This is a genomic window from Schinkia azotoformans (assembly GCF_035811335.1).
In the GTDB taxonomy this organism is placed as follows: domain Bacteria; phylum Bacillota; class Bacilli; order Bacillales; family Bacillaceae_J; genus Schinkia; species Schinkia azotoformans.
Genome location: NZ_JARSMD010000001.1, coordinates 115146 through 140593, shown reverse-complemented (window position 1 = coordinate 140593; position 25448 = coordinate 115146). Strand labels below are relative to the sequence as shown.

The 25448-nt window shown below is 35.3% G+C and carries 26 protein-coding genes; all 26 read right to left on the bottom strand.

Annotated elements, in window-relative coordinates; translation table 11 throughout:
• Positions 1-7: 7 nt before the first annotated feature.
• The 26 genes from P9E47_RS00565 to P9E47_RS00440 all read right to left on the bottom strand — a co-directional run bounded on the left by P9E47_RS00565 (position 8) and on the right by P9E47_RS00440 (position 25400).
• Positions 8-256, bottom strand: a complete 249-nt coding sequence (locus P9E47_RS00565) for an acyl carrier protein (RefSeq protein ID WP_157382087.1) — start codon at positions 254-256, stop codon at positions 8-10.
• The gene (locus P9E47_RS00560; RefSeq protein ID WP_326162242.1) at positions 240-1934 is read right to left on the bottom strand and encodes an HAD-IIIC family phosphatase; all 1695 of its coding nucleotides are present in this window, start codon (positions 1932-1934) and stop codon (positions 240-242) included. The genes P9E47_RS00565 and P9E47_RS00560 overlap by 17 nt, the downstream gene beginning before the upstream one ends.
• 248 nt (positions 1935-2182) lie before the next feature.
• Positions 2183-2602: a hypothetical protein gene (locus tag P9E47_RS00555; protein ID WP_326162241.1), complete on the bottom strand. Its 420-nt coding sequence runs from the start codon at positions 2600-2602 to the stop codon at positions 2183-2185.
• Between the two features lie 29 nt (positions 2603-2631).
• Positions 2632-2928 carry a hypothetical protein gene (locus tag P9E47_RS00550; RefSeq protein WP_326162240.1) on the bottom strand — a complete coding sequence of 99 codons (297 nt, stop codon included), beginning with the start codon at positions 2926-2928 and terminating at the stop codon, positions 2632-2634.
• Between the two features lie 18 nt (positions 2929-2946).
• Positions 2947-4242: a DUF4910 domain-containing protein gene (locus P9E47_RS00545; RefSeq protein ID WP_326162239.1), complete on the bottom strand. Its 1296-nt coding sequence runs from the start codon at positions 4240-4242 to the stop codon at positions 2947-2949.
• Between the two features lie 10 nt (positions 4243-4252).
• Positions 4253-5023 (bottom strand): AAC(3) family N-acetyltransferase, encoded by a 771-nt coding sequence (locus tag P9E47_RS00540; protein ID WP_326162238.1) that lies wholly within the window; start codon positions 5021-5023, stop codon positions 4253-4255.
• Positions 5024-5265: 242 nt separating this feature from the next.
• On the bottom strand, positions 5266-6315 hold the full coding sequence (pseI, locus tag P9E47_RS00535; RefSeq protein ID WP_039957147.1) for a pseudaminic acid synthase: 1050 nt from the start codon (positions 6313-6315) through the stop codon (positions 5266-5268).
• A 25-nt stretch (positions 6316-6340) separates the two neighbouring features.
• Positions 6341-7399 carry a UDP-2,4-diacetamido-2,4,6-trideoxy-beta-L-altropyranose hydrolase gene (gene pseG, locus P9E47_RS00530; RefSeq protein WP_326162237.1) on the bottom strand — a complete coding sequence of 353 codons (1059 nt, stop codon included), beginning with the start codon at positions 7397-7399 and terminating at the stop codon, positions 6341-6343.
• 13 nt (positions 7400-7412) lie between these two features.
• Positions 7413-8141 (bottom strand): glycosyltransferase family protein, encoded by a 729-nt coding sequence (locus P9E47_RS00525; protein ID WP_326162236.1) that lies wholly within the window; start codon positions 8139-8141, stop codon positions 7413-7415.
• Positions 8142-8215: 74 nt separating this feature from the next.
• Positions 8216-9214, bottom strand: a complete 999-nt coding sequence (locus P9E47_RS00520) for an ATP-grasp domain-containing protein (protein ID WP_326162235.1) — start codon at positions 9212-9214, stop codon at positions 8216-8218.
• A 7-nt stretch (positions 9215-9221) separates the two neighbouring features.
• Positions 9222-9899, bottom strand: coding sequence for an HAD family hydrolase (locus tag P9E47_RS00515; protein ID WP_326162234.1), 678 nt, complete (start codon positions 9897-9899; stop codon positions 9222-9224).
• A 314-nt stretch (positions 9900-10213) separates the two neighbouring features.
• Positions 10214-11392, bottom strand: a complete 1179-nt coding sequence (gene pseC / locus P9E47_RS00510) for a UDP-4-amino-4,6-dideoxy-N-acetyl-beta-L-altrosamine transaminase (protein ID WP_326162233.1) — start codon at positions 11390-11392, stop codon at positions 10214-10216.
• A 16-nt stretch (positions 11393-11408) separates the two neighbouring features.
• The gene (pseB, locus tag P9E47_RS00505; RefSeq protein WP_003330705.1) at positions 11409-12383 is read right to left on the bottom strand and encodes a UDP-N-acetylglucosamine 4,6-dehydratase (inverting); all 975 of its coding nucleotides are present in this window, start codon (positions 12381-12383) and stop codon (positions 11409-11411) included.
• Positions 12384-12546: 163 nt separating this feature from the next.
• Positions 12547-14361 carry a motility associated factor glycosyltransferase family protein gene (locus P9E47_RS00500; RefSeq protein ID WP_326162231.1) on the bottom strand — a complete coding sequence of 605 codons (1815 nt, stop codon included), beginning with the start codon at positions 14359-14361 and terminating at the stop codon, positions 12547-12549.
• A gap of 98 nt (positions 14362-14459) precedes the next feature.
• A complete protein-coding gene (locus P9E47_RS00495; RefSeq protein ID WP_039957145.1) occupies positions 14460-16082 on the bottom strand; it encodes a flagellin N-terminal helical domain-containing protein in 1623 nt (540 codons plus the stop codon).
• 220 nt (positions 16083-16302) lie between these two features.
• Positions 16303-16536, bottom strand: a complete 234-nt coding sequence (gene csrA, locus P9E47_RS00490; protein ID WP_003330702.1) for a carbon storage regulator CsrA — start codon at positions 16534-16536, stop codon at positions 16303-16305.
• Positions 16536-16988 carry a flagellar assembly protein FliW gene (gene fliW, locus P9E47_RS00485; protein WP_003330700.1) on the bottom strand — a complete coding sequence of 151 codons (453 nt, stop codon included), beginning with the start codon at positions 16986-16988 and terminating at the stop codon, positions 16536-16538. The genes csrA and fliW overlap by 1 nt, the downstream gene beginning before the upstream one ends.
• Positions 16989-17067: 79 nt before the next feature.
• On the bottom strand, positions 17068-18210 hold the full coding sequence (gene flgL, locus P9E47_RS00480; protein ID WP_003330699.1) for a flagellar hook-associated protein FlgL: 1143 nt from the start codon (positions 18208-18210) through the stop codon (positions 17068-17070).
• A 15-nt stretch (positions 18211-18225) separates the two neighbouring features.
• On the bottom strand, positions 18226-20232 hold the full coding sequence (flgK, locus tag P9E47_RS00475; protein WP_326162230.1) for a flagellar hook-associated protein FlgK: 2007 nt from the start codon (positions 20230-20232) through the stop codon (positions 18226-18228).
• Positions 20233-20255: 23 nt separating this feature from the next.
• On the bottom strand, positions 20256-20750 hold the full coding sequence (locus P9E47_RS00470; protein WP_326162229.1) for a flagellar protein FlgN: 495 nt from the start codon (positions 20748-20750) through the stop codon (positions 20256-20258).
• Positions 20751-20771: 21 nt separating this feature from the next.
• Positions 20772-21029 (bottom strand): flagellar biosynthesis anti-sigma factor FlgM, encoded by a 258-nt coding sequence (gene flgM / locus P9E47_RS00465; protein WP_003330696.1) that lies wholly within the window; start codon positions 21027-21029, stop codon positions 20772-20774.
• Between the two features lie 177 nt (positions 21030-21206).
• The gene (locus tag P9E47_RS00460) at positions 21207-21611 is read right to left on the bottom strand and encodes a TIGR03826 family flagellar region protein (RefSeq protein ID WP_003330695.1); all 405 of its coding nucleotides are present in this window, start codon (positions 21609-21611) and stop codon (positions 21207-21209) included.
• 110 nt (positions 21612-21721) lie between these two features.
• Positions 21722-22456 carry a ComF family protein gene (locus P9E47_RS00455; protein WP_326162228.1) on the bottom strand — a complete coding sequence of 245 codons (735 nt, stop codon included), beginning with the start codon at positions 22454-22456 and terminating at the stop codon, positions 21722-21724.
• 39 nt (positions 22457-22495) lie between these two features.
• Positions 22496-24025 (bottom strand): DEAD/DEAH box helicase, encoded by a 1530-nt coding sequence (locus tag P9E47_RS00450; protein WP_326162227.1) that lies wholly within the window; start codon positions 24023-24025, stop codon positions 22496-22498.
• Between the two features lie 58 nt (positions 24026-24083).
• Entirely contained in the window at positions 24084-24929 is an 846-nt protein-coding gene (locus P9E47_RS00445) for a DegV family protein (RefSeq protein WP_326162226.1), read from the bottom strand.
• A gap of 33 nt (positions 24930-24962) precedes the next feature.
• On the bottom strand, positions 24963-25400 hold the full coding sequence (locus P9E47_RS00440; protein ID WP_003330690.1) for a YaaR family protein: 438 nt from the start codon (positions 25398-25400) through the stop codon (positions 24963-24965).
• Positions 25401-25448 lie beyond the last annotated feature (48 nt).

The following is a 25448-nucleotide window of genomic DNA, read 5'->3' as shown; positions in this document are numbered from 1 at the left end:
AAGTTCCTTATATATATAGCTTCTTTTCAACAATTTTATATAAATCAGATGCATTCATTACTTCTGTTACTTCAATTGCACTAAAACGAATATCAAATTCTTCTTCAATCGCCATAATAATTTCTAAATGTTTTAATGAATCCCATGTTGCGTTACTTTCACGGCTCAAAAGTGATTCATCTACACTTTTTATTTCAAATACTTCTTGCAATATTTCATCGATTTTTTGTTTTATATTATTATTCATGCTTTTCAATAACCTCCGCTGGATAATCTAATAGCTTTGCCTCTAGCCTATTTTTAATATCAACTAAATTTTCAACATAATTTAAAGTTACAGATTGAATCCAATCAAGTGCAGGTTTGTTTCGTGGTCCTCTAACAGTATCAAATTGAACAAATTGAATATGCTCTTTTTGCAATTTCTTTAAAATAGAGTGCAACGCAGCATCCTCTACTTTTCTACCAAGAGCCCTACAACTAAATAGAATTTCCTCAAAACGTGCAGTTACACCATTGATATGACATATAAATACTCCAATTATTCCACTATAACTTAAAATATCTGAAAGTGTAATTGAATAAATTTTATAATCTTGGGATATAAATTTTTCCTCCATTTGACCTTTCGTCAACCGTTTCAATGCTAAATTAAACTGATTCGTTTTTTGTCCAAGTTCAAATATACGCTGCATGTGCCCTTTCTCATTTTCATATATACCAATTTGCATCTGCAAGCTATTTAAATAGGCATTACCATCCACCGCGTTTGCCTGAAGTACTTGCCTTTTTTGATTGGCTAAAATATCTTGTTGACGCTGTTCAGCCATTTCATCTTTTTTCAACGAATACAATCTTGGGTAATTAATCAAGCGATGCACCGTTTCTTTCCCAGTTGCATCTGCCAATAGTAAATGAATCGCAGGAAGATCTGACACCACATGCATCAATTCCGCAGGATTATCATCAATAAAAAGCATTGACGAAACATCAAAATTAAATTTCTTAGCCATAATCTTGATATTTTCTGCCTTACTACTCCAATTAGCTTCTATAAAAGTAAAATCATTTCTTTGTAGTGGAAAGTCCGTTCGTTTTTCAAATAACTCTAGGACATCCATCTCATTATTTTTTGAACTAATCGCCAGTAAAATGCCATTTTCTTTAAGATTCTTTAATACTTTCTGTAATTGTATATGTTCCTCAGTTAAATGAATTCCATCATTACCATCTTCCCCTAAAACACCGCTATAAAGTGTATTATCCAAATCTACAACAATTGCTTTCAGTTTTGGTTCTAGCATTGCTGGCAAGAGGTTTAAGGAAATATACCTTGCAACTTGCAAAGTTAGTTGATTTGAGAAAGGATAATTACTTACTTTGTCATTTCTAGAATCATATGAACTCATGCCAATCTGGCTACTTAGTAAATCTAAATCGATTATTTCAAGCTGCTTAAACTCCTGCTTTAATCGCTCAAGTTGCACATTAAACTGATAAATCCACCCTCGTTTTGATAGATTTGCACTATATTGCTTCTCATCCAATTGCCAAAAACTCGGCCAATTATTGACTAAAATTGAACAATTGCTTTTTGTTTTTATAAGCCGCTCAGAAAACCATATTGCGCATTGTTCTGGACTCATATTTTCCATATATAGGCGCCAATCCATCCAAAAAATATACACATCTATACCATCTTCTCTAGAAATTTGCGCCAACGACGTATCATAATCCGAATATGAAAAAATACCCTCCTTATCCCAAAGAGAGAGAAAAGGGGGCATAAACTTGGCAATATATTCAAATGGAAGAGTGCGTTCAATAGATAACTTAATTGATTTTAAAGTATTTATCTCAAAGCTAAACTTTTTTACGTCACGTGAATTCAATTCTGGATTTAAAAGACAACAAAATTGAGTCAATTTCATCATTATTCTTCACCCGTTTCTCTTATCATCAAAATTAATTTCAGATAAAAAATAAATTTATATATCTCTTTATAACCTTAAAATACTTTACTTCAAAATACACAAAAAATCTCTTCAAGTGGAATGCAGTTTTCGTATTTAAACCCAATGAAATAAAATAATATTGGAAATCAAGACTGTTCCACTATTTTTAGGGTTTGTTAATAATCAGTTTCTAAAACACCAAAAATGATATGATGTATAGGCTTAATTTATTCTACCACAATGTATGAAACATATGGTGTTAAAGATGATCTCCTCAATTTGCAATTGCGTACTCCTATGACCTCAAGAAACGCTTGTGTTTCACCTGGAAATCCAGGATGATTTAATTCATCAAAAGCAATAATCGAGCCTTTTGTAACTCTATCTTTGATTAATTCTAAACACTTTTTAGTCGGCTCATATATATCAAAATCAAAATAAGCAAATGCAATGATTGTTTCAGTATGTTGTTCTATGTATTCTTTTAATGTAACTATTGCATCACCTTTAATTAATATAGATTTTTTAATATGTGCAACTGGGCTTTCAGATTCATGATAATTTAATAATTGCTGTAAATATTCTTCATAATATGGTGTAACATTGTAATCTCCTATTCGATTTAATTTACCATCCTTTTTGTGCACGCTTGGAAAACCTTCAAAAGTATCAAAACCTATGGTTTTCTTGTATAATTATAAGGCTCGTATATCGCTCTAAATATTTCGAATAAACATAAGTTTTGTCCCCATCTAACCCCGAATTCCATTACTACACCATTCACATCAATAATTTTCTTATATAATTCATGCATTAATAGTATTCTAGATAAATTTTGGCGATTGATAAATAGGCCAAGATTATTTAATATTTCATCTTCAGGCAACGGATTATTTTTGTACAATTCATAAAAGGAGGTCCTATTCCTTTTTTCACTATCACTGGCAAAGCTAGCATTAAAATTATTGTCCATATAATCACCTTTACTTTTTTATTCTAGGCATATAATTACCTTCGAGTCTATTAACTGCTCTAATATAGAAATTAAGTCTGTTGCAGGCACATTTATAATATCTGCAATTTCAATTAAATCATGTTTACCATCAGCATAAGCAATAAAATTCATCATCGTCCGTACTTGTTTACCTGATTCCTTTGTGCTGAGTGTTGGATATAATCCCCGCTTTCCTAACTGCGGCTCGCAAAAACAAGTAACCTGATAGTAAGCATTTTTTTCTATTAATTCTAGAGAATCAGTATATACATCATAGCAACCCTGTAGACCAGCGGGCGTAACTAGTTCTAAATTATCAAGCGACGTATGATATTCGGGATATTGACCAAATTTAGTACGCATAATACTTGCAATTGGGAGATCCACTCCTGGACTACAATATTGCCGTTCATCACTACCACGATCTAAAAACGTATAACGTATAAAATCAGGGTGCTTATACTTTAACACGTTTAGTGCCACTCTATCTGACAAAGTATCACCACTTCTTGAGGGCAGATAAGAAAATTCACGTTCATCTCCTACACAAGAAATATTATAACCAGCAATCACATTTTGTTTTAAATGTTGAAGATGCTTACTTAAATACGTTATCGAGCCAATTGTTTCAGGAATAAATACAATTCGATATGTATATCTTCGTGGTTTCTGCAAAATCCATTTAATAAGCTGTGTTGCCATTACTGGGCCTGATAATTCATTATTTGCCATTGATGGGTGACATATATAGGTTGATAGAAAAACCTCTTTTTCAGACTCACCTGGAATAACAACTTCACCGTATGTTAGGGACCCCACTTTCAGCTCGCTATCAATAAATACATGATAAGTTCCTTTTTTTAAGGTTTGACGCTGGTTATGTGTTATACAAAATCCCCATCTCTCTTTATAATATGATGTAACATACGGAATTGCATCTGGCTGATTCTCCAGTGAATACAGATGTTCCTGAAGCTCTTCTAATGTAATTTTCCTATTTACTGGGATTGAATATCCAACTACATGTAAATTATGCTCTTTAAAATCAACAACTTTATTACCCTCTGGATCGATTATGTAGGCATCACGAATATTCCACTCTCTTGGAATCTCCCAATCAAATACTTTTGTTCCAGAAGGCACCTCTACAATACTTAATGGAATATGTTGCTGTAGGATAGACAATGTTTGGCGTATTCCTTCACCTGTAATACTACGGCAAATTGGAAAGAGCCGACTCATGAGTTCATACATTATTTTTCCTTCACTTTTTACAGCATTCATAATATTCATCATAACCTTCCTATTCAGTCACTATATGAAGCCTTTTTCCCCCATTGTACACAATATCATCTTTTATAATTCTATAAGCCTTTGGCAAATCAATTAAATAAAAGTCTACTGTATTGATAATAAAATGATGGGAGGCCCCCTGCCTTTCAAGCTCATTTCCTATAGGATTTATCTGTGTAAATACTTCTGGTTTGAGATTTCGTACATACATCGAATAGGTACGCACATCCTCTATACCATCTTCATTAATATAAGGAGCAGTAAAATTTTTATGATAACGATACGGGGCTTTTTCCATTTCTTCCACATGATGTACAAAGGTAAACGACCTTTGATAATCTAGTCCAATTATTAACATTTTTGCATTTTGTTTATGCAAGTAGCCAAATGGGGAATCGCTACCAAATGAACTAACATTTTCCAAGTTACATAAATACCGCTGATCCTTTCCCCATACAGCAAAAGAATAAATTGGATGCTTTGTACGTTTGAAATCCTTTCTTTTTAACGCTACTGTTGTTAGAGCACCCGTCTTGGAAGGCGTTTTATTATAATCAAAGCCAACACCCTTACAAAAGTCCCAATTATAGGTTGGGAACATAATAGTACCGTTGTCACCAACTTTTTCAATGATACAATCAATAAAATTTTCAGCATTAAACTTTTCACCATTACGTAGTGATTCTAATGCTAATAGAGTAACATCTGAACCGATTAATAATATATCTCCAGCTCCGATTTCTATTTTTAAAAAAATTTCATTTAATGATTTATAACTCATAATAGCTACCACCTCATTGGTGCTCCTTTGGCTAAATTAGTCTTTGCTGTTTTACCCAAAATAACTTAAAAATACATCGGCTCTAATCCACACCTAGACCTTACTATTCTAATATTCTCATTTATATATGTTTTACCAGCTTTAATTTTTGCTACATAAAGGAAGCTACAGTATTTTAGAGCGGAAACCCCACCCGCTATATGTTGCACCCTAAGCCCAGTCGCTCTGAAAGGCTTGTAGAACTAAAATAACTCCCACGATAATGGCGTACCTTTCTTTATGTCTACTTTTGCTTTTTTCCCAAGTACGTTTTTAAAATGCTTAGGTGCCAGACCAAATCCTGGGCGAATCGCTCTTATATTCTCTTTTGTTAAAATCTCACCTGCACAAATGTCTTCGGCAACATATAACGAACGTCGATCCTTTAATGATGCTTGCTCCGCTTTTGTTGGACCATAGCTGATTGCTCCAAGACTTTTCCATGCCTTTTCTGTTTCCGTCACTAAGGCTTTCATCTCATCTGGCTCCATTGAAAACGCCGCGTCTGTTCCACCTTCGGCCCTTGAGGTGGTAAAATGCTTCTCAATCACCGTTGCGCCTAATACAACACTGGCAACACCGACCCCTATACCCATCGTATGATCGGACAATCCTACTTCACATTGGAACAATTCCCTTATATGCGGAAGGGTTAAAAGATTAGAATTTTCTGGTGAAGCCGGGTATGTACTTGTACATTTCAAAAGGATTATATCTTTGCAGCCTGCCTGTCTTGCCGCCCACACTGTTTCATCCAACTCCGCAACGGTTGCCATTCCGGTTGAGATAATAAGAGGCTTTCCTGTAGAAGCTGCTTTCTCAATCAGCGGTATATCCGTATTTTCAAAAGAAGCAATCTTGTAACAGGGCACATCTAGTTTTTCTAAAAAATCAACTGCTGTTTCATCAAAAGGCGAACTAAAAGCAATAAGCCCCAACTCCCGGCAACGTTTAAAAATCGCTTCATGCCATTCCCAAGGAGTATACGCTTCTTTATATAAATCATAATAGGATTTACCCTTCCATAAACTGTCTGGGTTGTTAATGAAAAACTCGCCTTTATTGATATCTAGCGTCATGGTATCAGCCGTATAGGTTTGTAGTTTGAGTGCATCAACCCCTGCTTCGGCTGCTGCTTCAACGATTTGCAACGCTTTTTCTAATGATTGATTATGGTTGCCGGACATCTCCGCAATGATAAAGGGTTTATAACCTTTTCCTATTTGCCGGTTGCCAATTTTCAATTTGATCACCTCATTAATGTAGGTTGTAACGTTATTATCTAAGAATGTTTATGATTGCCTCAATAACTGGATGTGTCCGATATTTTACATCCGATTTCAGCAGCTGCTTTGCTTTTATCGACATATTCTTCAGAACATCAGGATTTTCGATGGCGTTATTTATTATATCGACAAGATTTGAAACTGTTACATTTTCATGCCATCCTAAATTCCAAACCGCACCATATTTAGCAGCTGCTTCCGTTGAAGCTTTCTGATTTTCAGCGACAACCGTTATTATTGATGGTAATCCAAGGTAACAGCGTTCCCACATTGTTACACCGCCTGCCCCTAATGCTAAATCCGCTTTTTTCATCAATTGAGCAAGATAATCGATTTGTACATAAAAATGAAAGTTCCGATCACGGCACCTATTTTCAATTAATTTTAGATTAGCATTAGACAATCCGACCACAATACGGATAGTAAGATCAGTAAGTTTAATTTGATCCAGTGCCTCTAACACTTTCACTGTTTCATTTGTTAGATCGGAGCCGCCATAAAAAATTAAAAGATCTTGAATTGGTTTGCATTTTTTATCGATGACTGTATTCTCTTCATAAAATTCCGGCCGCAGCAATAAATATTTGAGCCCAAGGAGTTTGTTACAACCCGTCGGAACTAAATCATCATATCTTATTTCAAAATTTTTAAAATAATTTTGGTCAAGAAGGATATCACAATCATGCTTTCGATTAGCTAAATCATCTATGACCATGATATTTGGGATAGCTGTTCGTACAGCTTGCTCCCATAGCGAATCAATAAGATAATGGTCAATGATTACAATATCAAATTTCAATCCGTTAAATTCTAGTAAAAGCAAGGTTTCCTGCGCATCTTTTTGTTGATCAAACGTTTGTTTAAGATGTGGAAGTCGTAAGCAGTGATAACCTTTTGCTTCTATAAGTCCGCAAAGGTGACCTTTTAGCTCCCGACAAACAAAATAGACCGTTGCCCCCTCCTTCCTAAGCATATCAGCAAAAGTTAAACAACGCATAATATGACCGGAACCTAGTTCAGTAGAGGCGTCTGCTCGGATAAGAATTTGCATACAATCACCTCAATTAAATCACCTGCTTCTGCTGAATATGGGCATTTAGCTTCGCTATTTCCGGATGCTCTACTAGAAAATTCACAACTGTTTGCGACAACACTAGCTTGTCCCCTTGAAAATAATCAGCAACAGCCTGGCAGAGCTTATAGTCTTCCTCAGTGTCCAATGTAATCCGCAGTTCTGGATGTTTCTTCACTTCTGGCACTTCTAAAGTAATTGCTTTAAATTGCTGAGGATGCTCATAGGCATAATATGTAACATGTTCACGATGGCGCGGCTCATGGCCATTTTCAAAAATATATTCTAAGGCTGAAAAGGAAATCATTTCAACCGCCAGCCCTCGCGGCAAACTTCCATTAAGAAGTACGATATCGGCAGGATGCTCTTTCATTTCAGCAATTACTTCATTCGCAAGCTCGTAATCAACAAATGGACAGTCAGCCGTCACGCGAATGACATAATCAACTGGTTTGTATTGAAGTGCACACTCATAATATCGGGATAGAACATCATCCTCTGACCCACGGAAACACGAAACATTGTTTTGTAAACACCATTGTTCAACTGCATCATCTTGCGAAAGAATTGACGTAGCTACTATCACTTCCTCCACATTTTCAACCAGCTTACATCTTGATACAACAAAATCCAGCACAACACTTCCACCAAGCGGCTTCATAATTTTTCCTGGAAGACGTGTTGACCCCATGCGGGCTTGGATAATTATAACTATTTTCATGGATTGTGCACCTCTATATAATTTCAAAGATAATTTATCCTATTATATTATCTTAAACCACTGATATAAAAAATTTACTTAGGGTAAAACATTTCATTTTTATTTTTTAAAAGTTTTTCTTTTTCCTCAATTTCTAAAATCCAATCTTTTGGATAACGAATTAACCTTTTTTCACTTTTACTTCTCTCAAATGATATGTCATCCAAATTAAATCCTCTAACTTCTAGCAAAAACCAATAAAAACTATCTAAGCCAACTGCAATACTTAACGTTGATGCTCCGCCAAATCTAGGGTTACACTCAATGAAATGAATGTTACCTTCAAGATCAACTATTACCTGCATTATTATATGTCCATAAAATTTCAATTCAGAGGCAAATTGTTCACAAAGTATCTCTAACCGTGTAAAGTTAATAGTAGTAGTAATTTGTGATTCACCATTTAGAACTAAATCTCTTTTTCTTACCACACTGCCTTTAATCTTACCCATCATATCAATAAAAATATCAACACTATATTCTTGACCTTTTATAAAAGGCTGGAAAATAGGCTTTTTTAAATATTTAGCATGTCTAATAGCTTCTTGCTTAGTTAAATTTATACCTATTTTTTTTGCTCCAGCACCATACCGTTCTTTTACAACAAAACTATCACAAGTAAGATCTTCAATATCAACATAGGTATTTATTACTGGATATCCCATTTCTTTTGCAATCGAAAAATAAGCAAGCTTATCAAGACAATTTTTAATTGTAGTTTCATCTGAAATCATTGCATTAATATTATTCTCACGCAATAATTCTCTATATTTTGAGAAAAACACCAACTCTCCATCCCTAGTTGGAATAATCGCTTTAATATCATTAGATTTACAATATGTTATTAGGTCTTCTATTTTTAATTCGTTTAATAATGGCATATGCCAAAAATTGTCGACAAAAAATTTTCCGATTGCCTCACTGTTACTATCTGCGCCATATATTAAACTATTTATACCAAGCTTATTGCCTGCTTTTTGAACTTCATTTATTAAAGGAATTTTCCTTGAAATACTTGTTACCAAAACATTCAACTAAAAATCAGCTCCAGTTCTCTAGCAATTCGATTAACGAATATATTTCTTTATCGGCCTCATATGTCTTATTGAGTCTTGTTTTCGCATGATCACCAACTGGACGAACAATTCTGATAGTGTGCATTCCTAATTTCTTTGCAGTTACAAAATCTTTATTTGGGTTATCTCCAATATATACACATTTTTCAATTGGCACATTAAGTTTTTTCGCAGCCTTTTTATATGGAGCCGCATTGGGTTTCCAATATTCAAAACCTAAATCATCAGTTACTATAATAACATCTATTAATTTATCTAATTTTAATGATTTAATCTTTCTCCATTGCATAGTCGAATTCCCATCAGTGATTAAACCCATCGGTATTTTCTTAGTATTAAAATACGATAGTACTTCCTTAGCATCATCGTATAATTCTAATTTGGGTTGATGTTCTCTGTATACTTGAACTAGTTTTGCTATATCAAAAGGGATACTAAGGTTTTCACAAACAATATCAAAAACTTTCCCTCTTCCATGCGATAGCCAGACATTAATGAAATTATTATAAATTAACCCTGCATTTGCGGTGTTATTTTTGCTAGTAATAAAATTAGCTACTGACTTAAACCCCGATAGAACATAATCATGTTCACAATATAACGTATCATCAAGATCAAAGATTGGAATTAAAGTTTTATACATATTCTTCTTCCTTTTATCGATAGCAAATTCTAATGATTTAGAAGTTCTTCCAAATTTTCAAGATACTTTGATAAATGGGTTATGCTTCCAACTCATTGGTCTGAGCCAAAATAAGTGGTTTGTGAAGTTATCTTCATTCAGGAGATTCTTCTTATATTACGATTTAGATTGGAATAACTAACTTGTTATGCTTTTTATACTAAGTAAGACCTTGTCTTAACATAAACTCCACATAATATTAATAACCCATTTTTTTAACTTGATAAAAAACAGAATTATTTAACCCTAAACAAATGAACTTTCATTAATTTGCTCTACTTCCGATTATAAATTAAGACCTCATTTACTGCCGATATAACATCATTCACATCATCTTCTGTCATTGCAGGAAAAAGTGGTAATGTAATAATTTCCTCATACAATTTTTCCGCATTTGGACATATCCCTCTTTGATAACCACATTTCATATAATATGGATGAAAATAGACGGGAATATAATGCACATTAACTCCGATATTCCGCTTTTGTAATGATTCAAAAATTTCTTTTCTACTTCCTTTTAATTTTTCCAAGTCTAGCCGAATGATATATAGGTGCCAACTTGATGATCCTTCCTTATTTTGATATGGAATTTTTATTTCATCCATATCTTTAAATGCCTCATTATATATTGATACATATTTTTTCCTAAAATTAACAAACTTATCAATCTTCTTCAATTGACTAATACCAAGAGATGCTTGAATATCTGTCATTCGATAATTATAGCCTAAAAATTGCATTTCATAATACCAAGGTCCTTGTTCAATATCATTTAATTTAATTTTATCCCTTGTTATCCCGTGGCTACGAAACTGGAGAAGCTTTTCATAATAATCTTTGTTATTAGTTGTAATGACCCCACCCTCACCTGTTGTTATATGTTTAACTGGATGGAAGCTGAACATGGTCATATCACTAATAGACCCGATTCTTTTCCCCTTATACGTTGCACCTAATGCATGTGCTGCATCCTCTATTACAACTAAATTATGTTTTTTAGCAATAGAAATAATTTCATCTAGCGCAACGGGTTGTCCAGTAAAATCTACTGGTATAATCGCTTTTGTTCTACTTGTTATTTTCCTTTCTATTTCAACTGGGTCAATATTGTATGTTTTATTATCGATGTCTGCAAATACTGGCTTTCCCCGTTGGTAGAGGATACAATTTGCACTTGCTACAAATGTCATAGGCGTTGTAATAACTTCATCTCCATCACCTATTCCTGCGGCAAAACAAGCACCATGCAGTGCAGCAGTTCCGTTTGAAAAAGATACTGCATATTTTGCTCCAACGTAATTTGCAACGGCAGTTTCAAATTCAGAAACATAAGGTCCAGTAGTTAAATAATCACCACGTAGTACCCTAATAACCGACTCAATATCCTCTTCATCAATCCATTGTCTACCATACGGTAAATAGGAATCCCTGACTGGTTTGAAATTCCCCATCTCTATTCGCCTCTATTCAATGAAACTGCATATCCTCAACTAATTCTCTTAACTCATCAACAGATAGCCATTTTGTGTTTGTGTCACTTGTATATTTAAACCCTTCTTCTAATGATTTACCAGCAGCTGTGTACCCTTCAGACCACCACGGGAATTCCGGTTGAATAATATAATATGTATCAAATTCTTTCGTATGGCGGGCATCGTCTTCTGTAATCATCGATTCATGAAGTTTTTCCCCTGGGCGGATGCCTACTATTTCAATTTCACAGTCTGGTGCAACTGCTTTTGCAAGATCTATTACCTTCATACTTGGAATTTTAGGGACAAAGATTTCCCCACCATGCATGCGCTCAAGGTTATCTAACACAAATTGTACCCCTTGGTCTAAAGTTATCCAAAACCGCGTCATACGTTCATCTGTTACTGGAATTTTGCCCGTTCCTTTAATTTTTTTAAAGAAAGGTACCACACTTCCCCTGCTACCTACAACATTCCCATAACGTACCACAGAAAATCGTGTATCTTTTCCCCCAACATAAGCATTGGCTGCGACAAATAGTTTATCTGACGCTAATTTTGTAGCTCCGTATAAATTAATCGGGCTACAGGCTTTATCGGTACTTAAAGCAATTACCCTTTTTACTCCTTTATCAATTGCCGCTTCTATAATATTTTGCGCACCGTGAATATTCGTTTTAACTGCCTCAAAGGGATTATATTCACAGGCTCCTACATGCTTTAAAGCTGCTGCATGAATAACAATATCTACACTGTCAAACGCCCGGTAAAGTCTGTCTTTATCACGCACATCGCCAATAAAAAAACGTATACGTGAATCAGTATACTCCCTAGACATTTCATACTGTTTCAATTCATCACGACTGAATACAATGACTTTCTTAACATCAAACTCAAGTACTTTCTGAATGAATTTCTTACCAAATGAGCCCGTACCACCTGTAACTAATATTGTTTTTCCTGATAGCATTGTTTTTCCCTCGCAATTGTATCGACATTTGCATTATGCAATTTATTATACTTGGTTATTTTCCAAAATTTATCGGGCTTCGCAATAAATTATAAAACTATATTATTATAGTTAAAATTCACGAAATTAACCCTGAGAACATATAAATAAATCATATTCTCTATTAAATATAATTTTTTAGTACATCATTTATATAATCTTCTATTTGTTCAACGCAAACAATAGTAGGAATTAACATCTTTATTTGAATCTCTTTATTCTTAAGTATATTTTTGGCATTCATTACTTGTTCAATTCCATTTATATCCCAAAGGAACTTTACAACAATAGATTGCAGGTTATGTCTTAATAAATCATGTCGTAAAATCTCATTCATTATAAAATTTGATTTTTGTAGCTCTTTAACAGCCTTTATTAACTTCTTTTGTGAACTTGAATAATTAATTTTTAATTCCTTAATATTTTTAAGCTGTTCTGTACATTTTTCTTTAAATGTAGAAAAGTAATCTAATTCTTTATAAAGAGCATCCTTCATATCTCCAATATTTATACCGTATGTATTGATGGTCTTAACCATTCTTTCGACTGAATCAATCTCTTCCAAACAATACGTATCTATTGTTTCTTTCAAAGGCTTTTGAACGGTAAAGCTAATTTTAGCTCCTCCTTCAGTTGCATTGATAACAAATAGTTGTTGATTACTAATTTGCGCTTCAAACCACTGTTTAAAATATCCCCATATATAAGTTGTACTTACTAATCCTCCATAGTAACCTTCTATTTTATAATCTTGGATTAAAGACTCAGCTTTTTGATCTTGAACTTTACTTTCATATATTGTTCCTGATGCGTGAGATTCTCCCTCTTTAGAGCCATATGCTAGATCTTGCCCTACAAGAATTATCGGTGATGCTCCTATATGCATGGCTAATCCGAAAGCAACATGAGCACAAGAAGACCCCATTTCGATAAAGCTATCATCGTTTAGTACTAATAATTGTTTTAACCAATTATACTCTGCCACTCCTTTTCTCATTGGTAATATTATTTCCCCTTGAAACTCCGAAAAAATTCGGGTATCTAAGAGTGGAGGGCCTACAAGAGTTACTTCCTTAGGAATATTTTTATCCTTATAAAAGTATTCATATACTTCCGGAACCCGTTCAACTGAACATACAAAATCAGGAACAATATTCTCTATTAATAACTTGTTAACTATCGTATCAACTGCAATAATAACTGCTTTATTTTTTGCCCTTTTAAGTTCCTTAATATTCTTATTTAAGGATGGACCAGCCGAAACAACAATAGCTGGTTTATCTTTATATCTATTTTTTAATTGAGAAACATCCTTCGACTTTTCGAGCCATTTTAAATTTTCAAGATTATTTTTTAGTCCATCCAAACCATCTTCTATACTATTTCCTACTGATAAAATAAGATTTCTGACTACCTCACGAATGGTTTGTAAACAATGCTTTGTTATTTCCATATCGTATTTCCGATAATAATCTGTTTGATAAAAGTTAATATTTTTAGCTAATCCAAGTAACCCATAATTCGAAAAGAAGCCTCGAATAAAATCATTCAACCGTTCGATATTATCTGAAAATAAGATAACATTCCTATTTTTGAATAGATCTAAGCTTTTATAATATAAAACATAGTTTAAAAAAGATAAATTTGGCTCTATGACAACCAAAAACGAATCCTTATTAATTTTTTTATATAATTCTTTCAGTTCATTAATCGAATTAATCCCAATTACAAAGATAATTTCCTTTTTTAATGGGGTAATAACGTATGATTTATCGTATAAATCCTCTGTTCTATATACTTTTCCGTACTTATCTTTAAAATATTCAGCTCTTGAATCTTCTGAAGAAATAAATTCATGCGTAATAGATGAAGGAGTTAAGTTTCCAATCCAATGCATTTCATTTTGTTGTAGAATTTCTATGTTTTTATCAATTAGCATACCTTCACCTTCCAAACATTATTTTACCTGAATTTTAAGGGAAATATATTCTATTAAAAAAGGATCGAGGAAATTCCCCGATCCTCTTCCTTTTATCATTAACGTAATAATTGAAGAACACCTTGTGGTTGTTGGTTTGCCTGAGCCAACATAGCTTGAGCAGCTTGAGAAAGAATTGAATTCTTTGTTTGAGCCATCATCTCTTTCGCCATATCTACGTCACGGATACGAGATTCCGCAGCTGTTAGGTTTTCAGAAGACGTACTCAAGTTATTGATTGTATGTTCTAAGCGGTTTTGTATAGCACCAAGTTTACTACGTTCGGAAGATACGTTCTTAATAGCTTTATCCAAGCTTTCAAGAGCATTTGAAGCTCCAGCTTGTGTAGAAACATCAACACCTGCAATTCCTAGAGCTGCAGAACGCATATCATTAATACCAAATGTAATAGTTTGGCCTTTATTTGCACCAATTTGGAAGGTCATTCCCCCATTACCTGATGCATCAGTTTGTGCTGAAGATAAGCCTAGGTCCTTGACTGTAGTTTCTCCAACTTTATCAGATAACTTAACTGGACCTGTTTCACTAACAATTTCAAACCGACCATCTTTTGTAACATTTACTTTGACGTCAGCAATAAAACCAGGATTCGCATTTGAAGTAGCTCCTGCGGTATTGTTTGCATTAGAAATCGCATTATTAATAGCTGTTTGTAATAAATCGGCCGCAGTTGACATGTCAGAACCATTTGCGATTCCTGCGCCAGTGAGTGTAACCTCCATCGTTACACCATTAATATCTGCAATAAAACTAGAAGTTGCACTTGCAATAGTTGTTCCATTATATTTATTTGTTCCAGCAGTTGATGTCCCTGCTCCACCAAGAGCTTGATTTAATACACCCGCACTACCTGCTTCAATTTTAGAATTCGTTCCTTCGGATCCACTAGTTAGTGTAATAGCACCCCCACTTAGATAACCACTTACATGGGCAACTCCGGTGCCAGATTGATCAATGGCCTCGTTAATTTTACTTACCATTAAATCAAGCGCTTTTTGTTGAGAAGTGGCATCACTGCTAGCGCCGTTTTTAATAATATTTTGCTCATCTGTACTTAAGTTCTGCCAATTTACAGTAATTTCAGTGCCATCAATTTTAAGAGTTTCAGCTACAAAAGACGTTGAGAATGCAGACGATGATAGTGTATGGGATCCGGAGACTGTAAGGGTTCCAGCTGCTAATTTACCAACAGTAGAACCAGTCGTTGTATTTTGTCCAACTGATGCACCACCAGCAGATTTCAAGTTACCATTCAACAACTTCTGTGTATTAAATTCTGTAGTATTACCGATACGGTCAATCTCTTGTTTTAATTGAGTTACTTCATCTTGAATTGCTTTACGATCCTCAGCAGTGTTCGTGCCATTTGCAGATTGGTCGGCAAGTTCACGTACACGTTGAAGGATTGAATGCGTTTCATTCAAAGCACCTTCAGCTGTTTGAATCATTGAAATACCGTCTTGAGCATTTGCAGATGCTTGATCTAAACCACGTACTTGTGCACGCATTTTTTCGGAGATTGCAAGACCCGCTGCATCGTCCCCAGCTTTGTTAATACGAAGACCTGAAGATAATTTCTCCATTGATTTAGTTTGACCTGTTGATGCGGTATTCAACTGACGATACGTGTTCAACGCTGCAATGTTGTGATTAATTCTCATTTTAATTTCCTCCTTGAATTGTCGTTTATTCACATCCATGTGAATTTTGGTTAAGTTAGCCATTAAAGTCGGCCGCCTTTAATGGCTAACTTGTACAATTTATATATCGACATTATTTTTGGAAGTTTAATAGTTTTATAATAAATATTTTTTAATGATGATTTCTTTAGACAACTAAAAATCCCACTTAGATTTACTTGCTTTTCTAAGTGGGTTAGATTTATTTTTTCCGAATCTGTAATGATAAACCTTTAAGTGAATCGATCGATACTTCTGATGCTGCTTGGTGGTTTTCTTCTTGAATTGCCAAATAGATTTCTTTTCTATGTATTTCTATTTGTCTTGGGGCGTTGATGCCGATTTTAACTTGATCACCTTCAACAGAAAGGATTGTAAGTTCAATATCATCACCGATTTGGATGGATTGATTTGGTTTTCTTGTAAGTACAAGCATTATTTCCCCTCCTTGCTTATTGCGGTTGGGGTTTTGATGATGTGGTGCTTTGTTGTGTATTTTTCGTTGTTTAGGATGATTTGTTTTCCCAGTTGATCTTTGACGTTGATAACGATTGGGCCACTTAGGTTTGTGGTTGTGTTTTCGAATGGCTCTTGGACGGTTAGAATTGTATAGATTGCTACTTGGTCTTCGCTTTTGATTTTCAATTTTTGAATAGTTGATTCGGATAAATCAACGGTATAATCTGTAAAGTAATCGAATGGGCTAATGATTACAAATCCTAAACTTGGTGTTGTTAAGGATTGCAAGATTAGGAATGGGCTGTCTTCGTCTAATGGTATGATGACAAATTGTTTTTCATCTTCGAAGCTTGGGATGCCTTCTTTAAATTGAATGATGGCTTTGTCTTCTATTTCCATTTCACCATGGTATTTTGTATTTATTTTCATTTATCTCACCATTTCTTTTTAATTTTTAAAAGCAGACTGATATTTATGAAAAAAAGCTATCAAGTTGCAGATAGCTTTTTCATCTTAAAAAGTCCATTAATGTTGGTTGGATGATCCGGGCTCCTGCCGCTAATGAGGCGCGATGGATGCCTTCTTGGGTTATTAAATCGATAATGGCTTGTTCAAAGTCGATGTCTTCGTTGTCTGATACGGTTTTTTCAGCGGTGATTTTCTGCTCCTGCAGACGGTTTTCTACTAATTCAGCCCTGTTTTGGCGTGCACCTAGTTCTGATCTCGTCGATACAACACCGTTAGAGATTTTATCTAATGATTCAAGTGCTTTTGTGATATCTGTGCCTTTAGTATCCGGATTTACCAACATTTTTTTGATAGATTCCAACCCACTAAAAAGTTCGATTGAGAAGGCATCTTGTGGTCGGACGTTTACTGGAATTTTGACACCCTTCATGACTTCTACTTCAAAATCCTGGGTATTCGTGGATATAGCATTTTTATTGGCAATAGCCAAATTATCTCCATTTATTCTTTCTTCTGTTGTTGTATTAGATGTATTTGTATATTTATGGGTGATATCCCCTGTCGTTATATCGATTGTAATTGTGTTTCCAGCTGTAGATTTATATTCAAGTTTATCAGCTGTACTATTATCTTTGTCATATTGGAATGTATAGCCTTGATAATTGACTACGTAATTTTCCGGATCAATGGCACTTGCCGCAATATCAGATTTAAACGTGTTAAATTCAACGAACAATGAATCTTCCTTAACTGGTGCTGTACCAATATCGGTTCCATTAAAAATATAATTCTCACCAACTTTTGTATTTGCGACTGATGCTAGATGTTTTTGTAACTGTTCAATCTCTTTCGCAATATTTCCACGTGCAGCTGAGTCATAGGTGTCGTTTGATGCTTGCACGACTAATTCTCGGACACGCTCTAATACTTTTGCTGTTTCATCAAGGGCGGAATCTGTATTTTCCAACCAGGTAAAGCCTTCGGTTAGATTCCGATAAAATTGCTTGACCTCCGTTAATTGACTTCGATATCGCATCCCTTTCATAGCAACAACAGGATCATCAGAAGGGCGGGTTATTTTTTTGCCTGTATTAATTTGGTCTTGTAACTTCGCTAAGCGTTCATAATTTTTACTTATATAACTGAGGTTGCTGTTCGTTAACATATTTTGTGTAACTCGCACTATTTTTCACCTACCCTATCTTCCTACTAATCCCATACCATTGATAATTTTATCGAGCATTTCATCAACTAGAGTAATTTGTCTTGCTGCTGCATTATAGGCATGCTGGAATTTAATCATATTTGTCATTTCTTCATCTAGAGATACATTGCTAATTGACATCCGGCGTTGCTCAACAGAATCTTTTAGCGTTGTCGATGTATTTAGCATTCTTAGAGCTTCAGATGTTTGGTCACCTAATGCTCCGATCATACCTTGGTAAAAGGTAGAAACATTCGTTAAGCTACCGCCATAATTTAAAAGAGCATCTTTAACCTTCGAAAGCTCTAATGCATTTGAGCCGTTGCCGATGAAAGCTTCGTCGCTTGACTTAACTCCTTCTGCTGAAAATGTATATGACCATGTTTGTATGCCACTATCGTCATCTTTTGGTTTAACAAGTGTTGTATCGATATCAATGCCATATAGTGAAATTTTCCCACTTGTGCCAATAGTGCCTTCTGATATATCAAGGTTAGTTCCATCACTTTTATAAGATGTAAACTTATAGCTCCATGAGTTGGAAGTTTCATCAAAGCTTAACTCTACTTTTATTTCTTTTGCTTCATCTGAAAAAGAGGGAGTTGTTTTTGTCCTATCGTAAATCCCTTTAATACTTGGATTACCAACAGTCTTATTGTCAACATTGCTTGTTCTTTCCATTGAGCCGGCAATCACATTTCCTTCTGCCGCCGCCGCAATATTATCGACATCATCCATAATGGCCTGGGCTACCTTTATTAACGCGGCTGCTCCTGCAGGATTGTCAGCTGTCAATCCTCCGAGGTCAAAGAAATTGTAATTATGTTCCACACCATCTCTTATTTCATTTAAGCTCCAGCCAGATTGGTGAACAAGATTAAATTGTTCGGCAAATGTAAAAGCCATCTTATCAAGGTCGGACAGCATATCATTGTATAGCCCTTTTGTATCTGTACCCTCTTTATAGCCGTAGCCTTCGATAAATCCTTTTAACCTGCCGTTTGTATTAAAGGAGGAAAACTTTGAAAGCTCATAAACCGGGGTAGCATTGTCATCATCGGCGGCAGCGTCATCCGCTAGACCAACAAAGCCTTTTTCCGTTTCTTTTAATTCAAAGAATCTAATTTCAGAGACAGGGCTATCTAGTACTGTTCGGTCTTCATACTTAATATGAATTCCATAGGCCTTGCCATCCGTAGTATTCACTAGCTGAATTTCTTTACCATCAGAATCCTTTAGCTTATCCCCCTGTGGTGTAGCAAGGTAAATATCATATAATCCTTCCGCATTCGCTGATGCTAAACCACCACTTGGCTTCACTTCAACTTTTATATTGACTAAGCTCGATAATTCATCTACTAATCTATCACGTTCATCGTACAAATCATTTGGCAAATAGCCATGTGGCTCGATCGATCCAATTTGTTTATTTAATTGATTAATTTGTCTTAAAAGAGAATTGATTTGCGTTTCGGAAATATCAATTTCGTTCCGATAATCCTTTTGGACAGCCTTTAAAGAATTGTACATATAATTAAAAGTGTTGGCTAAAGCTATACCGCGTTGACGCACAACCCGTCGAGCCCCGTTGTTTTGCGGTTGTACGGCTAAATCCTGTAATGAGTTCCAAAATTCATCCATTGATTTTGCTAGACCTGTATCTGAAGGCTCATTCATAATATCTTCCATTTGTGTAAGCATTTCAGCTTTTGCTTGCCAAAAACCAAGCTTGCTGTTTTCGCCTCTAAATTGCGTATCAACAAATGAATCCCGAATTCGTTGGATATCTCCTGCTTGTACACCAGTACCTATTTGACCTGGAATTTTTGCATTATTCCTACCTACAGGTGGATACGCTTGTGTTGCTTCAAAATTAACCCGCTGCCTTGTATAGCCGGGTGTATTGGCATTTGCAATATTGTGTCCCGTAACGTAAAGCGCAGCCTGTTGTGTCATCATTCCCCTACGGGCTGTTTCTAATCCATGAAACGTTGAAACCATTTAGTTTTCACCTCCGTTAAAATTTATGCCTTTGAATTAAAAATTGAGCGGCCTTCCTCGTACTGAAACGATTGACCTGGGCGCTCATAATTATAAGTATCTATTTCAGGTTTTAAGATATCCAATGATAAATTTACAAACTGCAGGGACTGTTTGAGCAGCTGCTGATTTAGTTCGTTTTGATTGGATAATATTTTAATTTGTTGTTGTAATTTAGACTTTATTCGAGTTAATTTTATTTTCTCAGCCGTGTTGGCAAAATGAATACAATCTTCAATTGTTGGATTAGTAAAATCATTGGATTGTTTCCTTGCTAAAAAAGCGATTGAAACCTGTTGACGTTCGGTTTCAAATTTTTGTATAGCTTGGATATGTTTTTTTTCCTCCTTTAACAGGTTATTAAGGGCTGCAGTGTCTCCAGTCTTTAATATTTCTGTCTTTTGTTTTGCCAATTGGTTTAAGCTTTTGTACAAAAAAAGTATTTTTTCTAGTGTTTGAATTAGTGTTTCTGCAGACACTGACTGATCCTCCTTTATCTGTTAGTTGTTCCAGAACTCATACATTTTCTTCGCCACTTCACGTGGATTTACTTGATATTCTCCGGATTCAATTTTGTTTTTTAGTTCTTCAACTTTAGCTTGCCGTTCCGTTTCGATTCGACTGCCTTTTTGCAGCTCCATTGCTTCAGTTGAAATTTGGACTTGGTCTGTACTTGACGTTTTTTGTAATTGATTCATTTTTTCAATTTGTTTTTTATATGGATTCATATTTACAGGACCAAAATGATTGATTTTCAAATCCGTTCACCTCTTTCATTAGAAAAACACGTTATTTGCCTATGGCAAATAGCGATGTATTTTCTTATACTATCAACCAAATTCTTAACAATATTTGATAGTACAACAATACCTTTTCTTTATTATCGGCAATTTTTCTTAAAAGTTTACTTATATTGGCTAATTACGGTTATTATTTCAATCCTCCGTGAAATAGGTCTTTTTTTCTCTTTCTTCAATTTTTCGTTTCCGTTCTTCTTCATGTTCAAATTGTTTTAGATCCGATTCAAGTTTACCAGCACATATTGCACAAAGCTTGCCTGATTGAATGGTCGTTCCACAGCGTTCACATGGATAACCCAAGTTTGGAAATTGCGCTGGTTTTAGACGTCCTTCTTTCACAAAGCGCATAATGGTTACTTCAGGAACTCCTGTTGCTTCTACAATTTGTAGCATGGTAGCTGCACGATTTTGGCGTTTCCTAATAAATTGGTATACTTTATCGAATAATTGATCATCTTCTTTTCGACAGACATCACATAATCCACTAAGGTTACGGACATATATACGACCACATCTCGAACAATTATCTAGTTGTGACATAGTTAGTTTTCCTCCTTGAGACGGTTCTTTTCTTATATTTATTATATCGTCACAGGTGTGAAATTTATTTAGTTATTGGTTCCGAATTTTGTGAAATGGAGTCCGTACCATTAACTTCTAGCTAATGTTAGCGATTTGATTGAATTTGGTGAGAGTGGTTGAAGTACTTTTGCTATTTGTCTTAATGTTATGCCAGTGGTGTAGATGTCATCTATGATGAGGAAATTTTTGTTTTTGTATTGGGCTGGGTTGATATCGGCCTTAAGATGGAATGGTGAATCTGTTAGTAGCCTTTCTGAGCGTTTCTTTTTACTTTGTTTTTCGGTATGAGAGCGTTCTAGTATTTCTTCTATTGGTTGTTGGCTTAGAAGACTTGCTAATGATTGTGCTTGATTAAATCCTCTTTCATATTGGCGCTCTATGCTTAATGGGACTGGTATTATGATCGGTGGAATTTTTTGATCAAACATTTGTTTAAATTTCGTTTGTATCGGTTCAGTGAAAATCTTTACTAATTCGTGGTCACCGCGAAATTTAAATTGGGCAAGCAAATCTTTAAGAAAATCATTGTAATGAAAGATCGATATGTTTTGGACAAGGAGCCCTTGCCATTCAGGATCCTGTTCCCAATTATAGCAGTCAGTGCAAAGGTCTTGTTTGCGAAATTTCGGGTCTAGTTTTGAAAAAGGACGGCTGCAAATCCGGCATTGTTCACCAGTAATTGGTTCTAGTTTTTGATTACATTGGTGGCAGATTTGAGGTTCGATGTTTCGGCTTGATAGTGTGAATAGCGAACTCCATGTGATGATTTCGGTGAGTGGTTGCTGGCAGATTAGGCAGTGCATATTTGGGTCTTCTCCTTTTTATTAATTGGGCAATTATTTTCAATCAAGCAAACCTAGGTGTTTCCCTTGTTTATTCATTTTTAGAATTTGCGTTCGGGCATCTTTCATTGCTTTTGTTTTTCCATAATGAAAGAAGATTACCTCACCTGCTGGATATTTAGGACTGCGGCCAACCCTTCCGGCTATTTGCACAAGGGCACTTTCGGTAAAAATATCATCCTCAGCACCGAAAACAGCAACATCTGTATTTGGTACTGTTACTCCTCGTTCTAGGATCGTTGTTGTGACAAGAATTGGGACTGTTCCTTCACGGAAGGCTTGGACCTTTTGTTTACGGTTCGGATCCTCGGAATGGACACCTTCGATGCTTGCATTTATCTTTTTCAAGATGGGCACTACATCATTTAATGTTGTGATATGTGGGACAAACAGAAAAGCTTGCTTATTATTTTGAAGTTGGCCTGTGATCCAGTTCTTTAGGTTTGTAGGGATGTCATGTTTCTTTTTAAGTCGGCTTTTCCAGTTGCCACACCAAGTAAAGGTCGGAACAGGTAGTGGTTGGCGATGATACCGGGCTGGAATTGTAACGGTTTGTATTTTGTTTTTGTTGGACTTTTGTTTGAATTCTGCGTTTGGAGTGGCGGTTAGGTAGATCATCGCTGATATTTCTTTTTTCGCTTGATGGACAGCATATTGTAGTGATGGGTCAGCTGAATAGGGAAAGGCATCTACTTCATCGATGATAATGACGTCGAAGTTTTTGTAGTATCTAAGGAGTTGATGAGTGGTTGATATTGTTAGTTGGGCTGTTTTGCTGCGATCTTCACTGCCACCATATAAAGATATTAATGTTGTATTGGGAAAGGCTTGCTTAAGACGTGGCGTCAGTTCATGGACGACATCTGTTCGTGGTGTTGTGATGCAAACTTGTTTCCCATGTTGAAGTGCTGTTTTTATACCTTGGAAAAGTACTTCGGTTTTTCCAGATCCGCACACGGCCCAGACTAGTAAGTCTTGATTGTTGTTGATTGTTTCAATTACTTTGTCTGAGGCAGTTTGTTGGCCAGGTGAGAGCTGGCCGGACCAGTTTAAAACTGATTTGCTATGGGCTGTTTTTTGTGAAGAAGGACCTGTCCAGGTAATGAGCGGAGTACATTGACTGACTCGCCCCATCATAATACAGTTTCTACAATAGGTGCAGCCTTGTTTACAGCAACGCGCACAGTGAAATGATGCAAATATATGTTGATTTTGATTGCCACAGCGTTGACAGATGAATTGTTTTTTGGGGGTTATTATGATTCCATGGTGGTATTGGATATAGCCATTTAGATAGTGTTTATGAATGTCTGATAATGGAAATGGTAATTCGTCTAGTAGTAGTCTTTTGCCTTGAAGATGTTGTTGGAGTTCTTGGGAGTATTGAAATTCTTCTTTTAGTTTTTGTGGTAGTAGATTTGCTATTTTGTAGATTGATTGGAAGGACTGTTGGTTTTGAGTGTCCTTTGAAACTAGTAATTCTGGGTATAAAATCTGAGTGTTATTTTGGTTTTGTATCGTAAATCTCATCGTATCAGCACCTTTCATTATGATTATAGGCACTAACAACAAGAGTTTTGTCAGTGCCCTACTTTTTATACCAGCCTAATCCAATTGCTCCTTCACCTAAATGAGTACCAATTACCGCACCAAAGTAGCTAATATCGATTTCTACATTTTTATATTCAGATTGAATTTGATTTTTCAATTCCTCGACTATATCTAGTCTATTTGCATGAATTAACGAAGCTTTTATTGGTACTCCTATTTTTGCATCTTCGTCGAATAACTCCAGAATACGCTTTATTGCTTTTTTATGTGTACGGATTTTTTCAAAAGGAACTATTTTTGTATCTTCAAAATGCAAGATTGGCTTTACTTGAAGAAGACTTCCTATTAATGCTTGAGCGCCATTTAGTCGGCCCCCGCGCTGTAAATGAGCTAAATCGTCAACCATGAAATAAGCACGCATCGATTTTTTCATTTCATTCAGACGTTCTAAAATCTTTTTTGGTTCCTTTCCTTGAAGCGCCATTTCGGCTGCTTCAATTGCATAAAACCCCTGCGGCATAGCGCTAATTTCCGAGTCAAAGGAATAAACTTGGACTTCATCAACCATTCCACCAGCTGTTACTGATGCTTGAAAAGTCCCGCTGATTCCACTTGATAAATGAATCGAAATAACTGCTTCATAACCCTTTTTAGCTAAATTTTTAAAAGTCTGTTCGAATAAGCCTATTGCTGGTTGAGATGTTTTCGGGAGTTCTGAAACATTTCTTACTTTTTCATAAAAATCATCAGCCGTTAGTTCAAGCTCCTCTTGGTAGGACTCTGATCCAAAAATTACGTTTAACGGGCATATTTCAATATGTAATTGTTCACGAAGACTTTGGGGTATGTATGCCGTACTATCCGTAACAATTGCAGTTTTCATATGAATATCTTTCCTTTATTTAAGTGTGGTGACTTATGTGTAAATATTAATTAGCAACCCTTTGATTTCTCCCACCATACTTAAGATATCTAGGCTCTTTTTTTCTTTATCTAGGACGGCATTGGTGAGGTCGATCAGTTTTTTATCAACTTCTTTGACTATCTTATAGATTTTTGTACGACCACGGCGATTGAAACCACGACGTTCCTCCAACTGTAACCCGTTTTGAACCGCTTCATCCATAAATTCTTTAACCATCTTTTTGTATTTTCGAAGTTCATCAACGGTTCTGGATTCTGAAAGAACTTTTCCTTGATCTTCAATTTCTTGAACTAATTTTGTTAATTTTTCATGGACCATTTCCTGGCGATTTTTTCCCATTACTTCTTGGAAGGAAATGCTTTCAGTAGGTCCGCTTTTTTTTGACTTTATATTATTTAGGCCGGTTTTTCCGATTTTTTGAACGTCCATTATTTTCCCGCCTTTTTGCTTCAAATATAGTGATTATTATATCAGATA

Excerpts from the sequence above, each read along its gene's own strand:
- P9E47_RS00560 (WP_326162242.1), bottom strand. The coding sequence starts at position 1,934 with ATGATGAAATTGACTCAATTTTGTTGTCTTTTAAATCCAGAATTGAAT.
- P9E47_RS00550 (WP_326162240.1), bottom strand. The coding sequence starts at position 2,928 with ATGGACAATAATTTTAATGCTAGCTTTGCCAGTGATAGTGAAAAAAGG.
- P9E47_RS00545 (WP_326162239.1), bottom strand. The coding sequence starts at position 4,242 with ATGAATATTATGAATGCTGTAAAAAGTGAAGGAAAAATAATGTATGAA.
- P9E47_RS00540 (WP_326162238.1), bottom strand. The coding sequence starts at position 5,023 with ATGAGTTATAAATCATTAAATGAAATTTTTTTAAAAATAGAAATCGGA.
- pseG (WP_326162237.1), bottom strand. The coding sequence starts at position 7,399 with ATGCAAATTCTTATCCGAGCAGACGCCTCTACTGAACTAGGTTCCGGT.
- P9E47_RS00525 (WP_326162236.1), bottom strand. The coding sequence starts at position 8,141 with ATGAAAATAGTTATAATTATCCAAGCCCGCATGGGGTCAACACGTCTT.
- P9E47_RS00515 (WP_326162234.1), bottom strand. The coding sequence starts at position 9,899 with ATGTATAAAACTTTAATTCCAATCTTTGATCTTGATGATACGTTATAT.
- pseC (WP_326162233.1), bottom strand. The coding sequence starts at position 11,392 with ATGGGGAATTTCAAACCAGTCAGGGATTCCTATTTACCGTATGGTAGA.
- pseB (WP_003330705.1), bottom strand. The coding sequence starts at position 12,383 with ATGCTATCAGGAAAAACAATATTAGTTACAGGTGGTACGGGCTCATTT.
- P9E47_RS00500 (WP_326162231.1), bottom strand. The coding sequence starts at position 14,361 with ATGCTAATTGATAAAAACATAGAAATTCTACAACAAAATGAAATGCAT.
- P9E47_RS00495 (WP_039957145.1), bottom strand. The coding sequence starts at position 16,082 with ATGAGAATTAATCACAACATTGCAGCGTTGAACACGTATCGTCAGTTG.
- csrA (WP_003330702.1), bottom strand. The coding sequence starts at position 16,536 with ATGCTTGTACTTACAAGAAAACCAAATCAATCCATCCAAATCGGTGAT.
- fliW (WP_003330700.1), bottom strand. The coding sequence starts at position 16,988 with ATGAAAATAAATACAAAATACCATGGTGAAATGGAAATAGAAGACAAA.
- flgK (WP_326162230.1), bottom strand. The coding sequence starts at position 20,232 with ATGGTTTCAACGTTTCATGGATTAGAAACAGCCCGTAGGGGAATGATG.
- P9E47_RS00460 (WP_003330695.1), bottom strand. The coding sequence starts at position 21,611 with ATGTCACAACTAGATAATTGTTCGAGATGTGGTCGTATATATGTCCGT.
- P9E47_RS00455 (WP_326162228.1), bottom strand. The coding sequence starts at position 22,456 with ATGCACTGCCTAATCTGCCAGCAACCACTCACCGAAATCATCACATGG.
- P9E47_RS00450 (WP_326162227.1), bottom strand. The coding sequence starts at position 24,025 with ATGAGATTTACGATACAAAACCAAAATAACACTCAGATTTTATACCCA.
- P9E47_RS00445 (WP_326162226.1), bottom strand. The coding sequence starts at position 24,929 with ATGAAAACTGCAATTGTTACGGATAGTACGGCATACATACCCCAAAGT.
- P9E47_RS00440 (WP_003330690.1), bottom strand. The coding sequence starts at position 25,400 with ATGGACGTTCAAAAAATCGGAAAAACCGGCCTAAATAATATAAAGTCA.